Below are 18,438 nucleotides of genomic sequence, written 5' to 3'. Positions count from 1 at the left end.
GGCATGATCCGCGTTAGGCAGGTGTGTATCTGATCGGCTCTGGCTCTACCGTCGTGCGATCCCGCACGCCTGGAGATATCCCGCGATGGACTTTGTTTACGCTGCTAATCCGAGCCGTGTGGTGTTTGGTACAGGTACTATCGAGCGCCTTGGCGACGAAGCGGAGCGGCTTGGTCTTGAGCGGTTGCTCATTGTCTCAACCGCCGATCAGACTGACCAAGCGCATCTCGTAGCCTCCCAACTCGGTGCACGCGCGGCCGAGATGTTCGCCAACGCTGTGATGCACACACCCGTGGAGGTTACCGAGCGCGCGATGTCAGTCGTCGGCGACGCACGGGTTGACGGCATTGTCGCTGTCGGCGGCGGTTCGGCGATTGGGCTCGGGAAGGCACTGGCGATGCGCACCGATCTTCCGCAGATCGCTGTGCCGACCACCTACGCCGGCTCCGAGATGACCCCGATCCTCGGCGAGACGAAGGATGGGGCGAAAGTTACGCAGTCAGACTCAAGGGTCCTGCCGGAAGTCGTGGTCTATGACGTGGATCTCACCCTGTCGTTGCCACCGAGGTTATCCGGCACGAGCGGCCTGAACGCCATCGCGCACGCTGTGGAGGCGTTATATGCGCGCGACCGCAATCCAATCGTCTCGCTGATGGCGCTGGAGGGCATCGGAGCGCTGACGCAGGCGCTGCCTGGGATCATGGACAATCCCGACGATCGCGGTGCACGCGCCAAAGCGCTCTATGGTGCGTGGCTGTGCGGCACATGCCTTGGAGCCGTCGGCATGGCGATTCATCACAAGCTTTGCCATACGCTCGGAGGTTCGTTCAACCTGCCGCACTCCGAGACGCATACAATCGTGTTGCCGCACGCGCTCGCCTATAACCTGCCGGCGGTGCCGGAGGTCAAAGCGCAGCTAGAGGGGGTGCTGGGGCCGGACCCGGCTCGGGCGCTCTACGAGCTGGCGGGAACCGTAGGAGCAGCGCGCGGGCTGAAGGACTTAGGTATGCTTGGTACCGCGATCAACGAAGCAACCGAGCGCGCCTTGGCCAACCCCTACTGGAACCCACGAGCGCTCGAAAGCGCCCCTATCTGCGCTCTGATCACGCGGGCCTGGAACGGGGAACCGCCGCAATCAGACTAAGCAGCGGCTGTTCGGCCCGCGGGGACGAACGGACCGGAGAGCAGGATATCTCTGCTGACCGTTCGGATGTCTCGGTGCCCGCAAAGCGCCATCGTCACATCCAATTCATTGCGGATGATCTCAAGGCAACGCGCTACTCCCTCCTCGCCAAGCGCACCAAGGCCGTAGAGGAATGGCCGCCCGATCATCGTCGCATGCGCACCCAATGCGATGGCCTTAAGTACGTCCTGGCCCGAACGGATGCCGCCATCGACCCAAACCTCGGTTCCGCTACCAACCGCGTCTACGATTGCTGGCAGCGCCTCAATAGAACTCGGGGCGCCATCCAATTGTCGACCGCCATGATTGCTGACGATCAATGCATCGGCTCCAGAATCCGCCGCAAGCCGTGCGTCCTCCGGATCCATGAGGCCTTTCAAGATAAGCTTGCCACCCCAAAGCTTGCGGACCCATTTAACGTCGTCCCAATCAAGCTTCGGATCGAACTGCGTGGCTGTCCACGACGATAGGCTGCTGACATCCTCGACGCCCTGTACGTGTCCGACGATGTTGCCGAAGCTGTGGCGGCGGGTGCGCAGCATCGATGTCCACCAGCGCGGCTTGGTCGCAATGTTCACGATATTCGGGATCGTGAGCTTGGGGGGGGCCGACAGCCCATTACGCAGGTCTTTGTGGCGTTGACCGAGGATTTGCAGATCGAGGGTCAGGACGAGAGCGCTGCACTTTGCAGCGCGTGCCCGCTCGATGAGCCGCTCCATGAACCCGCGATCGCGCATCATGTAGAGCTGGAACCAGAAAGGAGCGCTCGTGTGGGTGGCAATGTCCTCGATTGAGCAGATGCTCATCGTCGACAAGGTGAACGGTATCCCGAATTTCTTGGCAGCGCGCGCGGCGAGGATTTCGCCGTCCGCATGCTGCATCCCGGTTAAACCCGTCGGCGATAAAGCCACTGGCATGGCGACAGGAATGCCGACCATCGTCGACGCTAGCGTGCGATCCTCCATGTTCACCGCCACGCGTTGCCGAAGCTTAATCTTGGCAAAGTCCGTCTCGTTGGCGCGGTAGGTGGTTTCCGTCCAGGATCCTGAATCCGCATAATCGTAGAACATGCGCGGTACGCGCTTCCGAGCCAGAAGCCGAAGGTCTTCCACGCAGGTAACGATGGGCATGCTTTCCGACCTTCTCTGGAGGTCCGTACGAGCAGTCCGAAGAGCCTCCAATCCTCAAACTACGCACATCGTATGGCAGCAGGGCTGCCGACGTTAGCGCCAATAGGTTCAAATGACATTTCCGCCAGATGGAACTATCATGGCGTCCAATCACCAATAATTAATAGCGGAGAGATGCATGGATCGGTGGAGAGAGGTCGAGGTTTTTGTCCTGACCGCAGAGCTTGGTAGCCTCTCGAAAGCGGCTGAAGCGCTGGGCATGTCCAATGCGGCAACCAGCCGGCATCTATCGTCTCTCGAGGAACGGCTCGGTGCCCGCCTGATCCATCGAAGTACCCGACGGCTGACGCTCTCGGAAGTCGGCGAGAGTTACTATAGCAGCTGCAGGACGTTCCTGGGTGACATGCGCGAAGCGGATACCGCTGTAAACGCGACCAGCCTTAATCCGACAGGCGTTCTTCGCGTATCTGCATCGCTGTTCTTCTCGGTGCATATCGCCCCCCTGCTTGACGAATACACGGCGCGCTACCCTAACGTTACCGTACATGTGGAGGTCGCTAATCGATACCATGATCTGGTTGATGACAATATCGACGTAGCGATCCGCGCACGCGAGTATGAAAACGATTCGGCAATCATGATCCGCCGCCTGGCACAGACACGCCGGATACTAACCGTGTCACCTGAATACCTCGCCAAGCACGGGCCACCAGAAGGGGTCGAATCCCTCTCGAGCCTGCCAATGCTCATCTACACGTATGATAAATCACCCAATGACTTGGTTCTTCGCCGCGGCAAAGAAACCGCGCAGGTCAAATTAAAGGGGTTGCTGGAATCGAATGACGGCCATGTGCTGCGCGCCGCTGCCCTAAAAGGCATGGGCATTCTCGTTCAGCCGAAATGCGTAGTTTATGACGATCTGATTGCTGGTCGCCTGATATCGGTCCTCGACGAATGGGACATGCCGCGGCTCCAGATCAATCTCGCCTTTCAAAGTCGCCGGCACATGTCGGCGAAAGTCCGAACTTTCATCGACTTCCTGGTCGAGCACTTTCATCGGATGGACTACGAAAGCAAGTGGACCAGCTTCGATCGAGATCCGGTCGGATTGGAGAATTAGGACTGAGTGCCTTCCAGCCGCCTTCCCTAAGACCCCGGCTCACAAGGCCGATGAAGACCGCGCGGCTCTGAAAAACCGCGATCTTTCCGCCAAACGGAAAAGACATTTCGCCGGATCGCCTTTATCCGAGCGCGACTTCCGGCGTAAAACCTGGGCCCGGGAAATGGAGTTTAGCCCGCGGGTTTACGCACGCGGTCACCGTGCGCCGTTAGGTTTAAAGGCTTGTCGGCAGCGAAATTTGGGGAGAGACATGGAAGATAGCGATATTGAGGCTCTGAAGAAGCGCCTACAAACGCTTGAGGATCGAAACGCCATAGTCGACACGCTGAACCAATATGGTCAGGCGCTGGATTACGGTGATTTCGACCGGTTGGTCGACGTCTTCACAAGAGACGCGATTCGAGAAACGAAGCGTCTCGACGGTTCAGTGAACCGCTGGGAAGGCGAAGCCGGCACGATCGACTTTGCGCGCCGCCATTCGCATGCGCCGGACCTCTACCACAAGCACCTTGCCTTCAATCCGCGCGTCCAGATCGACGGAGATACCGCCGAAGTGGTGAGCTACATGTTCCGTTTCGATCCACGCGACGGCGAGCCGTCGTTCATCTGGGGTATGGGCCGCTATCTCGACAAACTGCGCCGCGAGGCGGACGGGAAGTGGCGGATCACGCACCGCATATCAGAGATCGAAGATCAATGGCCTGGCCGCTTCGCTCTCAAGGGCGGCCCGGGTTCGATCCCTGCATCTGATCCCGTCAGCGCGCAGTGACACAGGCGCAAGGCGTTCAGTACAGTTTAAAAGCGAGCGAGCGATAATGCTTCACCTGCCCCTTCATCCCGATTTCGAGCGTCTGATCGATCTCGACGCTGCCCCTCGGCAGGTCGGAACTGGCTATATTTGGATTGAAGGGCCGGTGTGGCACCCGAGCGAGGACTATCTTCTTTTCTCCGACATCCCCGGTGACGTTCGTCGCCGCTGGGACGGTGTCGCGATCACCGAGGTGATGCGTCCCAGTCATAATGGCAACGGAATGACTTATGATCGGACACTAAACCTTCTCATATGCGAGCAGGCAAAGTTCGCGGTAACCCGCTATTCGCCTGACGGTAAACCCACCATTCTGGCAACGCATTTCGAAGGTCGCACGCTAAATAGTCCGAATGACATCGTGGTGCGCGATGATGGGTCAATCTACTTCACCGATCCGCTCTACGGTCGAATGCCGGAATTCGGCGGTGTCGATATCGCGGCCGAACTCGGTTTCCAAGGCGTCTACCGCATTCCACCCGATGGTGAAGAGCCACAGTTGCTGGTTGACCGAGAAACCTTCGGTCAGCCCAACGGACTTTGCTTCTCACCCGACGAAAGACTGCTCTACATCAACGACACGGAGCAGACGAACATCCGCGTCTACGATGTTCAGTCCGATGGATCGCTCTTTAATGGTCGGATATTTGCGGATGGCATCGTGCAAGATGATGATCCCGGCCTCCCGGACGGAATGAAATGCGACGAGCTTGGCAATGTCTGGGTGACCGCACCAGGCGGACTCTGGGTCTATTCGCCGGACGGCGATTTGATCGGAAAGGTGCAGACGCCTGAGCGCGTCGGCAACTTCCATTGGGGTGGGCGGGATTGGCGGACTTTATACCTTGCTGCGTCGTCGTCTCTTTACACCCTCGAAACAAAGATAGGGCCGCGGAAAGAGCCGTTCATGCTCGGGTCCGCGATCTGAAGATCGGTCATGGACGGCGATTGCAGCCGTCCGAAAGAAACGTGGCTGACCAGAGTGATCAACTATACTCGCCGGGTAATGCGCGCGCTTGACCGGTTAAATCGACAGGAGTTGTGCCGTGTTATTTGCTTTTTATCTCATTGACCGTCCGGCCGCTGCAGATCTGCGGAAGGAGGTCCGTCCCCGGCATGTGGCCTATCTTGCTGCTGTGGCGGACAGCATTGCGTTTGCCGGTCCATTACTGAGTGACGACCTCCAATCGTCATTGGGGAGCCTGCTCGTCGTCGACTTTCCGGACCGAGAGGCTGCGGAACGATGGGTAGCAGGCGAACCGTTCACCGCTGCCGGTATTTACGCAAACTGCACCGTCCATCCGTTCAATAATCTTTGGCCTCAAAAGGTCGGCTTTCCGGAAAGCTGAGAAAGCATGCCTGTCAAACATATTGTCATGTGGGACGTGCGCGGCGATTCTACGGCGGAAAGAGAGCGAGTTGCTCACCTTGTGAAGGCAAAGTTCGAGGCGCTGCGCGGCGAAATCCCCGGGCTCCTCCTTCTCGAGATTGGCATCGACACGAGCCGCATCGAGTACGCTTGCGACGTCGTTCTCTACAGCGTCTTTAATAGCCAGGAAGCCCTATGCGCTTACGCGACCCATCCAGCGCACGTGCGGGTACGCGACGAATTGGGCGACCTGCGCATCCGCAGGCACCAGGTGGATTATCCCACGCTGGACGAGGTCGCAGCGTAGTGCGGGCCAACGCACCTATGGCGATTTGTTTGCCGCCGGCGCCAACGGTGAGAGACGCGTATGCAAACTGACGTTCTCGTAATCGGTGGAGGCACGGCAGGTGCCATCATGGCTGCCCGTCTTTCGGAAAATAGCCTCTGTAGAGTCGTTCTTTTGGAGGCAGGCAGGGACGTTGGGATCCCGGAGCCGGATGACGTCCGCGACCCCTTCCCCGCGGCTACGCTGAATGAGGAATACTTCTGGAGCGGTCTTACCGCGAGAATGCGCGATGATGCCGTGCCGGCCCCCTATCCCCAGGCGCGCGTCATGGGAGGCGGCTCTAGCATCAACGGAATGTTTGCTATGCGAGGCACGCCTTCGGATTATGCGCGATGGGCGGAATCTGGTGCCGAGGGCCTCTCCTGGGAAGAGGTTGTGCCCTACTTCCGGAAGATCGAGAATGACCGGGAGCGCCAAGATAGACCTGCTGGTCCGCATCCCATCTCCCGCATCCCCAAAGAGCAATGGCCGCCCTTCGCCCGGGCGATGGAGCAGGCGGCGGAACGCTCCGGCCTGCCCTATCTGGTAGACATCAACGAGCAGCCCGGCGACGGCTTCTTCGCCATTCCAAACGCGATCGATGACGCGGCTCGCGTGACCTCAGCGAGTTGCTATTTGACCGCAGAGGTCCGCGCGCGGTCCAATCTGCAGATTCTTGGCGATACGCACGTCACCCGGCTATGCATGTCCGGCACCGAAGTGACGGGGATCGAAGCGGTACGCGAGGGCACTATCATCAATGTGCACGCGCGCCGGATTATCGTGTCGGCAGGCGCGATCTATTCCCCGGCCCTCCTCTTGAGGTCAGGTATCGGTCCCGGCGACGAGTTGTCGGCTATTGGTATCGAGCCTGTACTGGAGCGCGCGGGCGTCGGCCGAAATCTTCAAAACCACCCATATATGTTTTTTGCGCTGACGCTCCCGCGCGGGAAGCGTATCGCGAACCATCTGAGACGCTGGGCCTTTGCCGGACTAAAATCATCATCGAACCGGCCTGGCACGCCGCCAAGCGATTTGTTCAATTTTGTGATCGGCAGGGTTAGCGGGCAGTCCTATGGGCCGAGTTTTGCACTGGTTGGAAGTGCGCTCTATTCCCCAAAATCCCGAGGAACGGTCACGCTCAATCCAGACGATCCGCAGGGTAATCCCAACATCAATTTTCGCTTCATGTCGGACCCTGACGACCCGCCCCGTATGATCCAAGCTGCCCGGTGCGCAGAGCAAATGCTCCGCGACCCCGGCGTCTCCGCCGAATATAACGAGGCTTTTCTGCTGCCCGGAGCCCTGGCGGTCAAGCAGTTCAATCGACCAGGTCTAGCCGGAAAGTTTCTAGCGTTAGCCGCAGAAGCCGCCGCGAGCGCACCAACGCCGATCCGACGGGCAATTTTCAGTCGCGCTTTCAAGAGCGGCGCGCCAGCGGCTTTCCACGGCGGCGGGCGGACGGTTTCCGATCAGCAGATCCTCTCGTCGATTAGCCCAATGGGGCATCCCGTGGGCACCTGCGCCATGGGACGCGCCGACGATCCGATGGCGGTGGTCGATGAAAGTTTTCGGGTCTACGGCACCACGAACCTGTACGTTGTCGATGCCTCCGTTATGCCAAGCATCCCCGGGGCGAACACCAACCTACCGACAATGATGCTCGCAGAACTTGCGGCCGAGCGGATCAGCGCTTCCTTCGAGCGGGAGGACAGTTCGAATGATCGATAAGTCTATCCGTCAAGTAGAGGCGGCTGTGGCTGACATCCATGACGGGGCGTCGGTGATGATCGGTGGCTTCGGCACTGCCGGAATGCCCGACGATTTAGTCGAAGCCCTCCTAGCCTCAGGCGCGCGGGATCTCACGATCGTTAATAACAACGCCGGCAACGGCGAGCGCGGCGTCGCAGCACTCATTCGGGAGGGCCGGGTCCGCAAAATCATCTGTTCCTTCCCACGCCAGTCGGATTCGCATCACTTCGATGCAGCCTATCGGGCTGGAGAGATCGAACTGGAGTTAGTGCCGCAAGGCAATCTTGCGGCACGCATCCAAGCGGCCGGTGCGGGCCTTGGCGCGATTTTTACGCCTACTGGGTTCGGGACGCTTCTCGCCGAAGGCAAGGAAACGCGCCGCATCAATGGTCGCGACTACGTCCTAGAACTCCCAATCTACGCCGACTTTGCGTTAATCAAGGCGCACCGGGGCGATCGCTGGGGCAACCTCGTTTACAGCAAGACAGCCCGGAATTTCGGCCCGATCATGGCCAGCGCCGCGAAAATTACGATCGCGCAGGTCAACGAAATCGTGTCCTTGGGTGCACTCGATCCCGAAGTCATCGTGACGCCAGGTATCTTCGTGCGGCGCGTTGTGGAAATCACCTCTAAGCCGGTAGTTGCGGCATGACCGGAGTTGCTAGTGTGCAGCGTTTATCCCGTGACCAGATGGCAGCACGCGTCGCCGAGGATATCCCGGAGGGGGCCTATGTAAATCTCGGCATTGGCCTGCCGACCAAGGTTGCGAATTATCTGCCGCTCGAGCGGGAGATCGTGCTGCAGAGCGAGAACGGCGTGCTCGGCATGGGGGCGGCACCGGCTCCTGGCGAGGAGGACTGGGAGTTGATCAACGCAGGCAAACAGGCAGTGACCCTGCTTAAAGGTGGCAGCTTCTTTCATCATGCAGACAGCTTCGCGATGATGCGCGGCGGTCATATTGATATCTGTGTGCTTGGCGCCTTCCAAGTGTCGGTCCGAGGCGATCTCGCCAACTGGCATACGGCAGAAGCAGGCGCGATCCCGGCCGTCGGGGGAGCAATGGATCTCGCAATTGGTGCGCGAGAGACCTTCGTGGTGATGGAACTCCTGACTAAGCAAGGCGAAAGCAAGCTCGTGGAGGCTTGCACCTACCCTTTAACGGCGCTCGCTTGCGTCTCACGGGTCTATACGGACCTCGCAGTCTTCGAGATTCGTAAGAAAGCAGTGCGCGTTATCGAGATGGTCAAGGGCCTATCTTTGGACGAACTCGGCCGTCTTACGAACCTTTCGCTCATGGCATGAAAGGAAACGTCATGGCAGAAGCCTTGATCTGCGATGCTGTTCGAACGCCGATCGGGCGTTACGGCGGCGCTCTAGCGAGAATTCGTGCGGACGATCTGGGAGCACTTCCCCTTAAAGCACTCCTGGAGCGCAGTCCGGAATTGGACCCGGTCGCGATCGACGAGGTCTTCTACGGCTGTGCCAACCAAGCAGGCGAGGACAATCGCAATGTCGCTCGGATGAGCCTGCTGCTAGCGGGGTTACCGTACACCGTGCCGGGCGTCACGCTCAACCGGCTGTGCGCGTCCGGGCTTGAAGCTGTCGGCGCCGCTGCGCGGGCAGTCCGCAGCGGGGAAATGGCGATCGCCATTGCTGGTGGCGTAGAGAGCATGTCGCGCGCGCCCTTAGTCATGGGAAAAGCCGGCAGTGCGTTTGGCAGGACCCAGACGCTAGAGGACACCACTATGGGGTGGCGCTTCGTCAACCCCTCGCTCGATGCGCTTTACGGTACCGAGACAATGCCGCGAACGGGTGAGAACGTGGCACGCGACTTTGGTATATCGCGCGCCGATCAAGACGCGTTTGCGCTCCGCAGCCAACAGCGTGCGGTTGCTGCTCAGGCGAACGGCTTCTTCATGAAAGAAATAATCCCGGTCTCTGTGCCAGGTAAGAAGAAAGGCGAAACGTTCGATGTTGTGGTCGACGAGCATCCGCGTGCCGCCACGACAATCGATGTGTTGCAGAAGCTCAGACCATTGTTCGGGGCGGACGGTACAGTCACAGCCGGCAACGCGTCCGGCATCAATGACGGTGCTGCGGCGATGGTGATCGCGACAGAAGAGGCGGCTCGGACCCACGGGTTTACACCGAGAGCGCGTATCCTTGGCATGGCATCGAGCGGGGTCCAGCCACGCGTTATGGGGATTGGTCCCGTGTCAGCGACGCAAAAGCTCATGGAACGGCTTGGTCTTGCCATCACCGACTTCGACGCGATCGAGCTAAATGAGGCCTTTGCTAGCCAGAGCCTGGCAGTCATGCGCACGCTTGGTCTTGCCGACGATGCTGAGCACGTCAATGCAAACGGCGGCGCAATCGCCCTCGGCCATCCTCTTGGAATGTCCGGAGCTCGGATTGCCATGACATTGGTGCATCAGCTTGAGCGAATTGGCGGGAAGCGCGGTCTCGCTACGTTGTGTGTCGGTGTAGGAATGGGGCTCGCGTTAGCTATCGAAATGCTTTAATAATCAAACAGCGGGCCTTGCACCCTCACCTCCCTGAAAGTCTCTCCGAGGCATATCGGGTTACGGCCATGCCCACCTCGATTGGCGGAAGGGCACGAGCCCGGCTCAGCTCGCTTTACACACAACGAAATCAACATCGTGGCCGCAGCTGGGACCGTTTGGTCGTTGCTAATCGGCTGTAGGCAATGGTCGAGCCGATATAGCTATTGATCGTGTGACGTCCCCCTGGGACCTCCCGTCTAGCGCGTCACGTCGAGCCTCATGTTCGGAAGGATCGAGACGATTATGGCTACGACATTTGAAGGAGACGAGCTGATCGACGTTGTCGTTCGCCTGCCTCGTAAGGCGATCGAGGACACTTTGCTGACCGCACGGGCATCGAACCCAGAAAGTGAAGAGCGCCGGCACCTCGCCGCCAAAGCCATCTTAGCGGGGCGCCGGCGACGGGCGAAAAAATTCGCTGGTGTCCGGTTCTATGATCCTAGCTGGGACATGATCTTGGAGCTTTATGTGGCCACGATTGAACAGCGTGCGCTCGCCGTCTCGGAACTCTGCAGCCTGAGCGGTGGATCGACCACCACAGCCTTGCGGCACATAGAAAATATTGAGGCCCTCCGGTACATCAGCCGTGGTCCAGACCCCGACGATCGGCGCCGTCTGATTGTGACCATGTTGCCATTGCTCGAGGACTCGTTGAACCAGTGGCTCGACTTACAGATTGTCGCTGAACAACTCGGTCTCTGAGTTAAGCAAGCGGCCTTGATCTTCGGATATGCGTTCCCGTGCCACTGAAAAGAACGCTTTCTTGCCGCGCTACATGCCACCGGGCGACTGCCGAATCACCTCGCTCTCACGCCGTTACTGAAAGCACGAGTAAAAGCGCGACGGCGTTACCGATAGCACGTGCCCTAGCGGCACCGCGTTATCGATAGCACGAGCGACGATCGGCGCTTCGTTATCGATAGCACGTGATTATCCCGGGTTTCGTTACCGATAGCACGATTCATTCCACACGACTGACTGGCCGGCGGTGCTTAACAACTGGCGCTGTGGATCGGCTCATCGCCGACCGCCGCCGTCCCACCCGGGCGGGCGTCACATCGAATTAAGGGGTACGCTGTGCCGACATGAAAAACCCGGCACGACGCCGGGCTTTTCGGGACGCCTGCTAGGGCGGAAGTGAGAAACCTCACTTAGCTGGCTCCCTTCCATATTGCCACCCTCAAAGCGCCGTTCGTGGCGCCACGGGGTTGTTTTGTCTGCACGGCCTCCCCTCCCAGGGAGAACGAACGATGGCTGCTGCCCAGAGCCCCGGCAGGGGACTGCGTCGGTTTGACGAGCATGCCGCCAAGGCGACAAAGCTTGTCGAGGAATTTCGCGGGCTCGACACCGGCATCGCGCCTTCTAACGCGCTTGCGGCGCTCAAGCGTGCGGCACCTTATATGGGTGTTCCCTCGCGCGTGGTCTCCGTGATTGATCTCCTTTTTGCCTGGACGAAGCCGCAGGACTGGCAGGGAGGGCAAATCCCGGTCGTTTGGCCGTCGAACGACCTGCTCGCGCAAAAGCTTGGAGTGACCGTTCGTCAGGTCCAAAAGCTCCTGAATCAGGCGCAGGCGTTCGGTCTCATCAGCTTTCGAGATAGTCCCAACGGGCATCGTGGAGGACGCCGCGGGGTCGAGGGCTTCATCACGTGGGGTTACGGCATCGTCCTCGCTCCGATCGGCACCAGGATACAGGAGTTCGTAGCTCGAGCGGCCAAGGGAGCCGCAGAGGACGCGGCACTGACAGTGCTGCGCAAGCGCCTTGCCGCCAGCCGCAGAAATATCAGGGCCTTGGCCCAAACTGCATTCGACGCCGGGCTCCACAATCTGAAGGCGGACGACGATCTCGCTTTGGCGCTGATGGCTACCGATCAGATGCGCGGTGTTCGCGACACTGGCCTTCTCACAGCCTGTGTGGAGCAGATCGAGGAGCGTGCGCGTCGCCTTGCCGAGGCTGTGGCGGCCGAGATCATCGACCCCACCGGTTCCTTACATAAGGACAATAGTTCATGCTGGGATGCCTCTGAAGACATCGACTCTACAACTACAAAGCACCTCCAATCTGCTAACGCAGATACCCGTAGCGGCTTGGCGAAAAAGAGTAGTGGAAATGAGGGCGCCCTCCCCTCTCAACCTCAGACCGCCGTCGAGGACGATCTGGAGAAGCACGGTGTCGATCCGGGGTTCATCATATCGATCGCGCCGGAGCTCTGTTCCGGTCTGTTCTATCGCGATGGGTCGTGGGGCGAGGTGGTCGCCACCGCGGAGCGACTTGCGGGCCAGTCGGGGATCAGCAGTCACGCGTTCAAGGAAGCGTGTCGCATCATGGGTCAACGAGGTGCTGCTGCCTCGGTCATCGCCACCATCCAGAAATACCGGCGCGGCGAGGTCCAACGGCCTGGCGCGTATCTTCGTGGAATGAGCAGCAAGGCTGGGAAGGGCGAATTGAACCTCGGGCGAACGCTCCACGGGCTCAAGGACACGAGCCACGCTGTTGCCATGCGCGGGATGTCGGATGGGACCGACGCGACGCCGATCGGGAGCCTGATGTCGCGGCTGGTTAACCGGGGAGTTGGACTTCGGTGACGGGATCTCATCATCTTTTCAGTGACCTGCACGTCGAACTGCGCACCGGGTCTCGCCAAGGCACCCACGGCGTTACCGATAGCACGAGTCATGCTGGTGTTTGCCGCGGCCCGCACCTGCCAAAATGTCAAACCCGTCCCGATTTGCCGACTAAATCGCTCCAAATCCTCGTGCTATCGATAACGCGGTCGCTTATCCGACTGCAGGTTTGTGCCCGATCCGTTATAAGCCCTTTTGCTGGATGAAGCTGGTGGGAGCCCCGACGATGGATTCGCGAGAAGTCGCTCTCACACAGGGCAAGCTGTTCGACTATCTCGACAGCCCGCTGCACGGAAAAGTTCGCGGCGAACAGAGCATTATGGACTTTCCGCTATTCTCGCTGGCGAAGCGGCCTCAGATGGAGGCGATGACCTATGAGATGGACGGCGTCAAAATCGAGATCAAACCCAGTTCGAGCGGTATCGCGACGATGTGGGATAAAGAAGTCCTGATCTACGTTCTTTCGCTGATGGTGCAGCATATTGGCCGGACTGGTGGTGAAGTACAGAACGTATTCACCTTCAACGCACATGACTTTTTCAGGGCCACCGGCGTTGCCCGCCCTTCAAAGCGGGATTACGATCGCTTTATCGAAGCGCTCGGTCGTCTGCAGGGCACGCAGATTCGCACTAACATCAAAACCGGTACCGTTGGTACAAAGGGCTTCTTTTCCTGGTTCGCGGAAGCGCAGGCGACCACTCGCGAAACGGCAAGCGGCGTCGATCAACTCATGCCGGTCCGCGTCCAGCTCTGTGATTGGCTCGTCCGCGCGGTCTCGCGTGACAGCCGCATCTATGATTATCACAACGACTATTTCCGTCTCGGCTCGATCGAGCGGCGCCTTTATGAGTTGGCGCACTGCTATTGTCGTGATGAAGAATATGAGATGCCCTTGGAGATGCTGGGTGCCAAAATCGGCTCATCATCGCCGCTCCGCACTTTGAAAAGCCAGCTAAAGAAGATTGCAGCTGAGAATAAGATTCCGAGCTATTCGATCGACGTTCGTGAGGTCGTCCCCGATGTCCCTGCACGTGATAAGCTCGGCCGGAGGGTCGGAAAGCCTGAAACGGTCGTTGTAATGCGGCCGAAGGATCGATCGGGCGGCGGTCGGGCCGCATTGGCCGCCTAAGATCGAAGCATATGCCTGACACGCTGCCCGATTAGGGTCTGACGATGTGTCCCAACCGGTTGAGACAGTTTGCTTCGCGGAAGCGACACTCCGCCAAGAAGCGGGGTCCAGAGGAGAGGGAGCCTTCGGCTTGTTGATCCGGTGATGAGCACCGGGCGACAGACCGGAGGCCCACGATGCGCACTTCAGCCGCAGCTCTCGAACTCGATTTCACCGAACCGTCGATCACCGCAGCCAAGGCGGTCGCGTGTTCCATCGCTCAGAACGGATCCCTCCAGCGCGAGACGCTGCTGTGGGTGATGGAGCAAGCCTATGGCGGATCGTCGGCCGATGGCCGCTGGTCCCTCCGCGACGCCTACGACATGCTCGAACTCGCCGAGGTCATGCACCTGGCGAAAGCCGATCTCCCCGCTGATCCTGGCGCGTGCCTCACCGCGCTCACCGAGCTGGTCGCGAGCCTGCCGACGCACACGGTTCGTAGCGAGGAGCAGATCGAACTCCAGCAATTCTCCACGCCTGCCCCGATCGCCTACCTCGCTGCGCTCGCCGGCCGGATCGCGGCTACGGATCTGGTCCTCGAACCCTCTGCCGGCACCGGTCTCCTCGCCGCCTTCGCGCACCGCGCGGGCGCGCGCCTCGTCCTCAACGAGATCGACCCCGCGCGCGCCGAGATGCTCGCCGCAGCCTTCCCTGGCGTGGCTGTCACCCGGCACGACGCCGAGCTGATCCACGATCTCCTTCCATCGACGATCCGGCCAACGGCCGTCCTCATCAATCCCCCCTTCTCGCGCAGCATCGGCCGTCATGCCGACCCGCTGGCCGCGTTCCGGCACCTGCGTGCCGCGTTGATGCGGCTTGCGGCCGGAGGCCGCTGTGCCGCGATCCTGCCCGATCGCGTCGACACCTCAAGCCGCGCCTGGGCGAAGGCGACCGAAGGATGCACGCTGACGCTGCACCTCGAGCTGCCGGCGAACGCTTATGCCAAGCATGGCACCAGCCAACCTGTGAAGATCATGGTGCTGGAGAAAGGCACCGGCACGCCTGCCGAGCTGATCCGCTGCGCGTCTCTCGGTGACGCGCTTGCCGCGATCGGCGCCGGAAAGTCGGCTCCACCCGTCACGCCTGCGGCCCGCCCGCTGTCGCTGCTCGCCCGCCCTGCCGGTCGCAGCTCGCTGCTTGGCGGAGCGCTGAGCAAGTCGCGCCTGACCGCCCCTGCTCCGAAAGTGGCGCAGTCACAGGCCGCGCACACGATCGACTATACCGTGTTCACCGATCCGCTCCCGACCGGCGAGTCCGTCGGCGTGTACCTGCCCTATCGGCCGAGCCGGATCGCGATCGCGTGCGCGTCCGCCCATCCGACCGCGCTGGTGGAATCGATCGCCATGGGCTCGATCACGGCGCCCCGGCCGTCCTACGTCCCTACCCTCTCGCAGTCGGTCGTCGACGCGAAGACGCTCTCCGACGCCCAACTCGAAACGCTGATCTATGCCGGGGACGCCTTCGAGCGCGACATTCCCGGCCTGTTCAAACCCGTCGAAGAGGGCCTGTCGCTTACTCCGGACGAGAATGGCCGCGCCTATCGCACCGGCTTCTTCCTCGGCGACGGCACCGGCGCCGGCAAGGGCCGCCAGGTCGCCGCGATCATCCTCGATCAATGGCTCCGCGGTCGCCGCAAGCACATTTGGATCTCGAAGACCGAGACCCTGCTCGAGGACGCGCGTCGCGACTGGACCGCCGTTGGCGGTCTCGCGCTCGACATCCAGCACCTCAACCAGTGGAAGCTCGGCACCCCCATCGGCGCCGGGGAGGGCATCCTCTTCCTTACTTATGCGACGCTCCGCTCCAATCGCGGCGACAAGGGCACCCGCCTCCAGCAGATCCTCGAATGGGTCGGCGACGACTATGACGGCATGATCGTGTTCGACGAGGCGCACGAGATGGCGGGTGTCGCAGGCGGCGAAGGCCGCTTCGGCACCAAGGACGGCTCCGACCAAGGCATTGCCGGTGTCCGCCTGCAGAACCTCCTCCCCCGCGCCCGCGTCCTCTACGTGTCCGCGACGGGCGCGTCCGACGTCAACAACCTCGCCTACGCGACCCGGCTCGGGCTGTGGGGGCCGGGCACGGCGTTCGCCGATCGCCGGACCTTCGTCGACAGTCTGCGCCGTGGCGGGATCGCGGCGATGGAGCTGATCGCCCGCGACCTCAAGATGCAGGGGCTCTATGTCGCTCGCGCCTTGAGCTTTGCCGGCGTCGAGTACGACATCCTCAATCACAACCTAACCCCCGACCAGATCGAGGTGTACGATGCCTATGCCGACGCTTGGGCGATCATCCACGCGAACCTGCGCGCCGCGCTCGACGCGACCCGCGTGACCGACAGCTTCTCGAAGGACACTTACAACAGCGGCGCCAAGGCGGCCGCGCTCTCCATCTTCGAGTCCACCAAGCAGCGGTTCTTCTGCCAACTGCTCATCGGCATGAAGCTGCCTGCCTTGATCCCCGCGATCCGCGCCGATCTCGATCGCGGCGAGAGCGTCGTGATCCAGCTTGTCTCCACGTCGGAGGCGATGCTCAACCGGGCGCTTGCCGCGCTGACGGTCGAGGAACGCGCCAACCTCGACATCGAGCTTTCCCCGCGCGAGTTCGTCATGTCGTACCTGACGGCCGCCTTCCCGGTCCGGCAGATGAAAACCTATGTCGACGACACCGGCAAGACCCGCTCAGAACCGATGTCGGATGAGGACGAGCGGCCCGTGTTCAGCCAGGAGGCGCTCGAAATGCGCGACAACCTGGTAGAGCAGCTTTGCGCTCTTCCCGTCGTCGGCTCCGCCCTCGATCATATCATCGGGCATTTCGGCACCGATGCGGTCGCCGAGGTGACGGGGCGCAGTCGGCGCGTCATCATGGACGCGCACGGTCGCCAGCGCGTCGAGAGCCGCAGCCCGCGCACCAATCTTGCCGAGACCGACGCCTTCATGCGCGGTGCCAAGAAGATCCTGATCTTCTCCGATGCTGGCGGCACCGGCCGCAGCTATCACGCGAGTCTGACGTGCGAGAACCAAACGCGTCGCAACCACTATCTCCTCGAGCCGGGCTGGCGTGCTGACGCCGCCATCCAGGGGCTCGGCCGCACGCATCGCACCCATCAGGCGACCGCGCCGCTATTCCGGCCGGTGTCGACTGATTGCCGGGGCGAACGCCGCTTCATCTCGACGATCGCGCGCCGGCTCGACAGCCTTGGCGCGCTCACGCGCGGCCAGCGGCAGACGGGCGGACAGGGCCTGTTCGATCCGCGCGACAATCTCGAAAGCGACTATGCGAAGGAGTCGCTGGAACAGTGGTTCCGGCTGCTCGCTGATGGCAAGCTGCGCTCGACCACGCTCGACCAGTTCCAGAAGCTGACCGGCCTCGAGCTGGAGGGCGAAGGGGGCGGTCTCAAGGAAGACCTGCCGCCCATTCAGCGCTGGCTCAATCGCATCCTGGCACTGCGCATCAGGCTCCAGAACGCGATCTTCGACGAGTATCTCGGTCTGATCGAGGCGCGCATCGAGGCAGCTAGGCAAGCCGGCACGCTCGATCTGGGCGTCGAGAGCATCAACGCCGAGCGCATCACCATCCTCGATCGCACCGTCATCCGGCGCGACCAGACCAGCGGCGCCGAGACCGAGATCCTCCGGCTCGAAACCGAGGAACGCTACAAGCCGCTCGCGCTCGATCGCGCGTTGCGGATCCTCGGCGACGATGCACGGCCGATGGTGAACCGGAAATCGGGCAAGGCCGCGATCCGGTGCAGCACCTATTCGCTGACCGACGACGATGGCGAGATCGTGCGCCGCTACGAGCTGGTCCGCCCGACCCGCAGCGAGCGGATGCGGCAGGATCTTCTCGTCGAGACGATGTGGGAGGAGGCGAGCGACGATGAGTTTGCCGCCCTGTGGCAGGCTGAGGTCGAGGAGATGTCGGGCAAGACCCGCACCAGCACGCTCTACCTCGTCACCGGCCTGCTCCTGCCCGTCTGGGATCGCCTGCCCGACGATCACGTCCAGGTCTGGCGGCTCAACACTGACGACGGCGAGTCCTTCCTCGGCCGCATTGTCCCTGCCCCGCTTGTCTCCAAGCTCGCGGACGCCTTCGGCATCGCCGCGACCATCACAGTCTCGGGGGCAGAGACCGCCAAGCACGTCATCACCAGCGGCGAGATCGCGGCCGTGGGCGCGTACCGGCTGAAGCGCAGCCTGGTCGCGGGCCAGCAGCGCCTCGAACTGCTCGATTGGCCGCACACGCGGCTGCCTGAGCTGAAGGCGGCCGGCTGCTTCACCGAGATCATCCAGCACAAGACGCGGATGTTTGTGCCCGTCGCGACCGCCGCGACCGTGATCGACCGGATCACCTGACGAACCAAGGACTTCCTCTCCGCTCGATCAAAGGGAGGGG

15 protein-coding genes are annotated in these 18,438 nt (G+C 61.1%); 14 read left to right on the top strand and 1 reads right to left on the bottom strand.

The window, feature by feature from the left end; all coding sequences use genetic code 11:
* The first annotated feature begins 85 nt into the window (after positions 1–85).
* Positions 86–1,144, top strand: a complete 1,059-nt coding sequence (locus FSB78_RS18530; RefSeq protein ID WP_147084372.1) for a maleylacetate reductase — start codon at positions 86–88, stop codon at positions 1,142–1,144.
* Here FSB78_RS18530 and FSB78_RS18525 read toward each other — a convergent pair.
* Positions 1,141–2,313 carry an alpha-hydroxy acid oxidase gene (locus tag FSB78_RS18525; RefSeq protein ID WP_147084371.1) on the bottom strand — a complete coding sequence of 391 codons (1,173 nt, stop codon included), beginning with the start codon at positions 2,311–2,313 and terminating at the stop codon, positions 1,141–1,143. The two genes, FSB78_RS18530 and FSB78_RS18525, sit on opposite strands and share 4 nt — an antisense overlap.
* 178 nt (positions 2,314–2,491) lie before the next feature.
* Between FSB78_RS18525 and FSB78_RS18520 the strand changes: the two genes are divergently transcribed.
* From FSB78_RS18520 to FSB78_RS18460, 13 genes are all read left to right on the top strand, one after another.
* Positions 2,492–3,433, top strand: coding sequence for a LysR family transcriptional regulator (locus tag FSB78_RS18520; RefSeq protein WP_147084370.1), 942 nt, complete (start codon positions 2,492–2,494; stop codon positions 3,431–3,433).
* A gap of 250 nt (positions 3,434–3,683) precedes the next feature.
* The gene (locus FSB78_RS18515; protein WP_158638045.1) at positions 3,684–4,202 is read left to right on the top strand and encodes a nuclear transport factor 2 family protein; all 519 of its coding nucleotides are present in this window, start codon (positions 3,684–3,686) and stop codon (positions 4,200–4,202) included.
* Between the two features lie 46 nt (positions 4,203–4,248).
* Complete coding sequence (locus tag FSB78_RS18510) at positions 4,249–5,169, top strand: SMP-30/gluconolactonase/LRE family protein (protein WP_147084368.1); 921 nt, start codon at positions 4,249–4,251, stop codon at positions 5,167–5,169.
* A gap of 118 nt (positions 5,170–5,287) precedes the next feature.
* Positions 5,288–5,590 carry a YciI family protein gene (locus FSB78_RS18505; protein WP_147084367.1) on the top strand — a complete coding sequence of 101 codons (303 nt, stop codon included), beginning with the start codon at positions 5,288–5,290 and terminating at the stop codon, positions 5,588–5,590.
* A gap of 6 nt (positions 5,591–5,596) precedes the next feature.
* A complete protein-coding gene (locus tag FSB78_RS18500; protein ID WP_147084366.1) occupies positions 5,597–5,917 on the top strand; it encodes a Dabb family protein in 321 nt (106 codons plus the stop codon).
* A 60-nt stretch (positions 5,918–5,977) separates the two neighbouring features.
* Complete coding sequence (locus FSB78_RS18495; protein ID WP_147084365.1) at positions 5,978–7,666, top strand: GMC family oxidoreductase; 1,689 nt, start codon at positions 5,978–5,980, stop codon at positions 7,664–7,666.
* Positions 7,656–8,339, top strand: coding sequence for a 3-oxoacid CoA-transferase subunit A (locus tag FSB78_RS18490; protein ID WP_147084364.1), 684 nt, complete (start codon positions 7,656–7,658; stop codon positions 8,337–8,339). Before FSB78_RS18495 ends, FSB78_RS18490 begins: the two co-directional genes overlap by 11 nt.
* Before the next feature lie 14 nt (positions 8,340–8,353).
* Positions 8,354–8,989, top strand: a complete 636-nt coding sequence (locus tag FSB78_RS18485; RefSeq protein ID WP_147084435.1) for a 3-oxoacid CoA-transferase subunit B — start codon at positions 8,354–8,356, stop codon at positions 8,987–8,989.
* A gap of 11 nt (positions 8,990–9,000) precedes the next feature.
* The gene (gene pcaF, locus FSB78_RS18480; RefSeq protein WP_147084363.1) at positions 9,001–10,209 is read left to right on the top strand and encodes a 3-oxoadipyl-CoA thiolase; all 1,209 of its coding nucleotides are present in this window, start codon (positions 9,001–9,003) and stop codon (positions 10,207–10,209) included.
* 285 nt (positions 10,210–10,494) lie between these two features.
* Positions 10,495–10,953 (top strand): MarR family transcriptional regulator, encoded by a 459-nt coding sequence (locus FSB78_RS18475; protein ID WP_147084362.1) that lies wholly within the window; start codon positions 10,495–10,497, stop codon positions 10,951–10,953.
* Between the two features lie 548 nt (positions 10,954–11,501).
* A complete protein-coding gene (gene repC, locus FSB78_RS18470; RefSeq protein ID WP_147084361.1) occupies positions 11,502–12,836 on the top strand; it encodes a plasmid replication protein RepC in 1,335 nt (444 codons plus the stop codon).
* A 241-nt stretch (positions 12,837–13,077) separates the two neighbouring features.
* Complete coding sequence (locus FSB78_RS18465; RefSeq protein ID WP_242008457.1) at positions 13,078–14,004, top strand: replication initiator protein A; 927 nt, start codon at positions 13,078–13,080, stop codon at positions 14,002–14,004.
* A gap of 176 nt (positions 14,005–14,180) precedes the next feature.
* Positions 14,181–18,398 carry a strawberry notch-like NTP hydrolase domain-containing protein gene (locus tag FSB78_RS18460; RefSeq protein ID WP_147084360.1) on the top strand — a complete coding sequence of 1,406 codons (4,218 nt, stop codon included), beginning with the start codon at positions 14,181–14,183 and terminating at the stop codon, positions 18,396–18,398.
* The last annotated feature ends 40 nt before the right edge of the window (positions 18,399–18,438 follow it).

This window comes from Sphingomonas ginsenosidivorax (assembly GCF_007995065.1).
Lineage (GTDB): Bacteria > Pseudomonadota > Alphaproteobacteria > Sphingomonadales > Sphingomonadaceae > Sphingomonas > Sphingomonas ginsenosidivorax.
The sequence above is the reverse complement of the archived record's forward strand: the minus strand, read 5'-3'. Positions and strand labels throughout refer to the sequence as shown.

Excerpts from the sequence above, each read along its gene's own strand:
- FSB78_RS18530 (WP_147084372.1), top strand. The coding sequence starts at position 86 with ATGGACTTTGTTTACGCTGCTAATCCGAGCCGTGTGGTGTTTGGTACA.
- FSB78_RS18525 (WP_147084371.1), bottom strand. The coding sequence starts at position 2,313 with ATGCCCATCGTTACCTGCGTGGAAGACCTTCGGCTTCTGGCTCGGAAG.
- FSB78_RS18520 (WP_147084370.1), top strand. The coding sequence starts at position 2,492 with ATGGATCGGTGGAGAGAGGTCGAGGTTTTTGTCCTGACCGCAGAGCTT.
- FSB78_RS18515 (WP_158638045.1), top strand. The coding sequence starts at position 3,684 with ATGGAAGATAGCGATATTGAGGCTCTGAAGAAGCGCCTACAAACGCTT.
- FSB78_RS18510 (WP_147084368.1), top strand. The coding sequence starts at position 4,249 with ATGCTTCACCTGCCCCTTCATCCCGATTTCGAGCGTCTGATCGATCTC.
- FSB78_RS18500 (WP_147084366.1), top strand. The coding sequence starts at position 5,597 with ATGCCTGTCAAACATATTGTCATGTGGGACGTGCGCGGCGATTCTACG.
- FSB78_RS18495 (WP_147084365.1), top strand. The coding sequence starts at position 5,978 with ATGCAAACTGACGTTCTCGTAATCGGTGGAGGCACGGCAGGTGCCATC.
- FSB78_RS18490 (WP_147084364.1), top strand. The coding sequence starts at position 7,656 with ATGATCGATAAGTCTATCCGTCAAGTAGAGGCGGCTGTGGCTGACATC.
- pcaF (WP_147084363.1), top strand. The coding sequence starts at position 9,001 with ATGGCAGAAGCCTTGATCTGCGATGCTGTTCGAACGCCGATCGGGCGT.
- FSB78_RS18475 (WP_147084362.1), top strand. The coding sequence starts at position 10,495 with ATGGCTACGACATTTGAAGGAGACGAGCTGATCGACGTTGTCGTTCGC.
- repC (WP_147084361.1), top strand. The coding sequence starts at position 11,502 with ATGGCTGCTGCCCAGAGCCCCGGCAGGGGACTGCGTCGGTTTGACGAG.
- FSB78_RS18465 (WP_242008457.1), top strand. The coding sequence starts at position 13,078 with ATGAAGCTGGTGGGAGCCCCGACGATGGATTCGCGAGAAGTCGCTCTC.
- FSB78_RS18460 (WP_147084360.1), top strand. The coding sequence starts at position 14,181 with ATGCGCACTTCAGCCGCAGCTCTCGAACTCGATTTCACCGAACCGTCG.